Source organism: Dietzia sp. HMSC21D01, assembly GCF_001815995.1.
In the GTDB taxonomy this organism is placed as follows: Bacteria; Actinomycetota; Actinomycetes; order Mycobacteriales; family Mycobacteriaceae; genus Dietzia; species Dietzia cinnamea.
The window spans coordinates 1-3,793 of the sequence record NZ_KV823626.1 but is presented as its reverse complement, the minus strand read 5'-3'; the positions used below and the strand labels follow the sequence as shown (position 1 = coordinate 3,793).

General features: G+C 74.5%; 5 protein-coding genes. 4 read left to right on the top strand and 1 reads right to left on the bottom strand.

What is annotated here, in order from left to right:
* The 3 genes from HMPREF3086_RS00820 to HMPREF3086_RS00810 form a co-directional block, all read left to right on the top strand.
* Positions 1–489, top strand: a 489-nt coding sequence (locus tag HMPREF3086_RS00820; RefSeq protein WP_371441632.1) for a thiamine-phosphate kinase, incomplete at its 5' end; no start/stop codon positions are given.
* Between the two features lie 9 nt (positions 490–498).
* A complete protein-coding gene (locus HMPREF3086_RS00815) occupies positions 499–1,020 on the top strand; it encodes a gamma carbonic anhydrase family protein (RefSeq protein ID WP_007633234.1) in 522 nt (173 codons plus the stop codon).
* A gap of 3 nt (positions 1,021–1,023) precedes the next feature.
* Positions 1,024–1,731, top strand: a complete 708-nt coding sequence (locus tag HMPREF3086_RS00810) for a uracil-DNA glycosylase (protein ID WP_070719722.1) — start codon at positions 1,024–1,026, stop codon at positions 1,729–1,731.
* 47 nt (positions 1,732–1,778) lie between these two features.
* On the opposite strand, the gene HMPREF3086_RS00805 is transcribed toward HMPREF3086_RS00810, so the two are convergent.
* Positions 1,779–2,573: an enoyl-CoA hydratase/isomerase family protein gene (locus HMPREF3086_RS00805; RefSeq protein WP_070719721.1), complete on the bottom strand. Its 795-nt coding sequence runs from the start codon at positions 2,571–2,573 to the stop codon at positions 1,779–1,781.
* Positions 2,574–2,700: 127 nt separating this feature from the next.
* Between HMPREF3086_RS00805 and HMPREF3086_RS00800 the strand changes: the two genes are divergently transcribed.
* The coding region (locus HMPREF3086_RS00800; RefSeq protein ID WP_141763940.1) for a DAK2 domain-containing protein at positions 2,701–3,793 on the top strand (1,093 nt) is incomplete at its 3' end.

The following is a 3,793-nucleotide window of genomic DNA, read 5'->3' as shown; positions in this document are numbered from 1 at the left end:
GTCGCACTCACCGGGACCCCCGGGCGCTCGGCGGCCGGCCTCGCCCTCCTCCTCGCCGGACATCCTCACGGACCTCTACAGCAGTCGCACCGCGTCCCGGTGCCCCCGGTCGGGCTCGGGACCGCGGCGCGCCTCGCCGGCGCCCGGTCCCTCACCGACGTCAGCGACGGCCTGCTGCGTGACCTGTCGGGCCTGGCGCGCGCGTCCGACGTAGCCGCCGATCTCACCATGGACGCGCTCCCCGTCGACCCCCTCCTGTACGAGGCCGCCGGGACGCTCGGTGCGGCCGACCCCGACGCGCAGGTCACCGACTGGGTGCTCGACGGCGGCGAGGACCACGGCCTGCTCGGCACCTTCCCGCCCGGGGTCACCCCGCCGGCCGGGTTCACAGTGATCGGCACCGTCCGGGCCGGTGAGCCGGGGCGCGTCACCCTCGACGGCGAGCCGCGGGTCCCCGGGGGCTGGGACTCTGCGCGGGGCGCGAACTAGGGTGGACGCATGGCCGTCTACGCACTCGGAGACCTCGAACCCGACATCGCCCCCGACGCATGGGTCCACCCCGACGCGGTGGTCATCGGGCGGGTGACCCTCGGGCCCGGCGTCTCCGTGTGGCCCACCGCCGTGCTCCGCGGGGACTACGGGCGCATCGAGGTCGGCGCCATGTCCAACATCCAGGACGGCACCATCGTGCACTGCACGGCGACCGACGCGACGATCATCGGCGAGCACTGCGTGGTCGGGCACAACGCCCACATCGAGGGCGCGACCATCGGCGACCGCACGCTGATCTCGTCCGGGTCGATCGTTCTCAACGGCGCCGTCATCGGCTCGGGCGCCGTCGTCGCCGCGGGATGCCTGGTGCCCCCGCGGTTCGAGCTGCCCGACCGCCGCATGGCGATGGGCATGCCCGCGAAGATCCGGGAGGGCCACGAGGTCGACCCCGCGATGCTCGAGGGCAACACGCAGATGTACCACGACAACGCCATGCGCTACCGCGCCGACCTGCGACGCCTCGACTGACCGGTGAGCACACGACGCGCCCCCGCGCCGCTCGCCGACCTCCTCGACCCCGGCTGGGCGGAGGCCCTGGCCCCGGTCGAGGAGCGGATCCACCGGATGGGCGACTTCCTCCGCGCCGAGAACGCCGCCGGCCGGGGCTTCCTGCCGGCCGCCGACCACGTCCTGAGGGCGTTCACCCAGCCGTTCGACGACGTCCGCGTCCTCATCGTGGGCCAGGATCCCTACCCCACGCCCGGCCATCCGATCGGACTGAGCTTCGCGGTCGAGGCGGACGTGCGCCCGCTGCCACGCAGTCTGGTCAACATCTACCGCGAGTACACCGACGATCTCGGGCTGCCGGCCCCCGCACACGGTGACCTCGGCGCGTGGACCCGGGCGGGGGTGCTGCTCCTCAACCGGGTGCTCACCGTGGCCCCGGGCGAGCCCGCCTCCCACCGCCGTAAGGGCTGGGAGGAGATCACCCAGCGGGCGATCGAGGCGCTCGTCGAGCGCGAGCGACCCATGGTGGCGATCCTGTGGGGGCGTGACGCGCAGTCACTGACGCCGATGCTCGGCGACACCCCGGTCATCGCCTCTGCGCACCCCTCACCGCTGTCGGCGTCGCGGGGCTTCTTCGGCTCCAGGCCGTTCAGCCGCGCGAACGAGGAGCTCCGTCGACTCGGCGTGGAGCCGGTCGACTGGAGTCTCCCCGACGAGCCCAGACAGGCGTAGAGGCAGACCGTTTTCGGCGGGCCGGCCGGCCGGCCCGCCCTGCCGCGTCAGCGCCCGCCGAACTCCGGTGTGCGCTTGGCGACGAAGGCGTCCACGCCCTCCACCCCGTCGGGGGAGACCGCCAGGCGGGCGATGGAATCCCGCTCGGCGTCGAGCTGCTCGGCGAGCGTCGCGGACTCCGAGGCACGGAGCAGGGCCTTGGCGGCCGCGTGGGACTCGCGGGGCCCGGCGGCCAGGCGCACGGCCAGCTCGCGCGCGGCCTCGCGGACGTCGCCCTCGACGAACGTCGTGAGCAGGCCCAGCTGGTACGCCCGCGCCCCGTCCATCGGCTCGTTGCCGACGATGAACGCCCGCGCCGCCCCCTGGCCGATCGCGCGGGGCAGGCGCCATGACATCCCGCCGTCAGGGGACAGGCCGATTCCCGGGTAGGCCGCCAGCAGTCGGGTGCCGGGGCCACCGACCGAGAAGTCCGCGGCCAGGACCAGCGAGGCTCCGGCGCCGGCCGCCCACCCCGCGACGGCGGCGACGATCGGCACGGGGAGCTCGTCGAGCTGACGGACGACCGCGTGGAGACGGTCGGCGAGCTCACGCACGTGCTCCGCGCGGTCGGGGGCCGCGGCGAAGCCCGGGACGTTGCCGCCCGCGCAGAAGTTCGCCCCCAGGCCCACCAGGAGGACCGCGCCGGCCTCGATATCACCCGCGAGCAGGGCGCGCAGCGCGACCGACGCCTGGTCGACCGCGTCGGAGTCCAGCGAGTTGCCCTTGCCCTCCAGCGAGATCGGGAGCGTGAGTACGCCCTCGGAGAGGGTGACGAGCGGGGTGTCGGCGAGGTCGAAGGTCATCGTGCTGCTCCCGGGTCGTATCGGCCGTCTCGGCTAGTCGGACGGCTGTCGAGTGGTGAGGGTACTAGGCTTGGCCGCGCCGGCCGGGAGTTGCACCACAGGGGTGGTCGTGTGGTGAGGAGGGGTGATGACGCAGGAGTCGACACATGTCGAGGACCGTCCGTCGACCCTCGACGCGCACGGACTGCTCACGTGGGCGCGGCGGTCGGTCGAGATGCTCGCCCTCCATCGCGAGGAGATCAACGCCCTCAACGTCTTCCCGGTGCCCGATTCGGACACCGGGACAAACCTGCTCTACACGATGCGCGCGGCCGTGGACCGTGCGGAGGGTGAGGACGCGTGGATCGCCGAGGGCGGCGGCACGGCGGGCGCCCGCGAGATCGCGGTCGCGCTCGGCCACGGCGCGGTCCACGGGGCGCGCGGCAACTCCGGGGTGATCCTGTCCCAGGTGCTCCGTGCGGTCGGTGAGGCGGCGACCTTCACCGTCGTCGACGCCTCGACCTACCGCCGGGCCCTGCGCACGGCGGTCACGCTCGTCGACCACGCGTTGAGCGACCCCGTGGAGGGGACCATCGTGACGGTCCTGCGCGAGGCCGCCTCGGCGGCGGGTCGCTCCTCGGCCCACTCGCTGGTCGAGGTGGCCCGCGCGGCGGCGGACGCCGGTGCGGAGGCCCTGGACCGCACCACCGCGCAGCTGCCGGCGCTTCGCCGTGCCGGGGTGGTCGACGCCGGCGGCCGGGGCCTGCTCGTCCTGCTCGACGCGATGGTCGAGGTGCTCACGGGACAGACGCCCGAGCGGCCGGAGTACTTCACGCCGTCCGAGTCCGCCGCCGCGGCGGCCGCGGTCGCGGCATCCGGTGGAGACGGCCGGCCCGGCGGCGCGGCAGCCGGTGGGACCTGCGACCCCGAGGGCGTCGGGCGCGGCACGCGCTACGAGGTGATGTACTCGCTGACCCACTCCGACGAAGCGCGCGCCGACGAGCTGCGGTCGGCACTCCGGATGCTCGGCGACAGCGTGGTGGTGGTCGGCGACGGCGGCTCGGACGTCAACGCCAGGTGGGCGGTCCACGTCCACACCGACGACATCGGCTCGGCGATCGAGACGGCGCTGCCGCTGGGGCGCGTGACCGAGATCAGGGTCACGGACATGCTCGACCCGACCGGGGACGGCGGCCGGGACGCGTCCGCCGACGACGCCGCGGGCGCGGGAACCGGCGGCG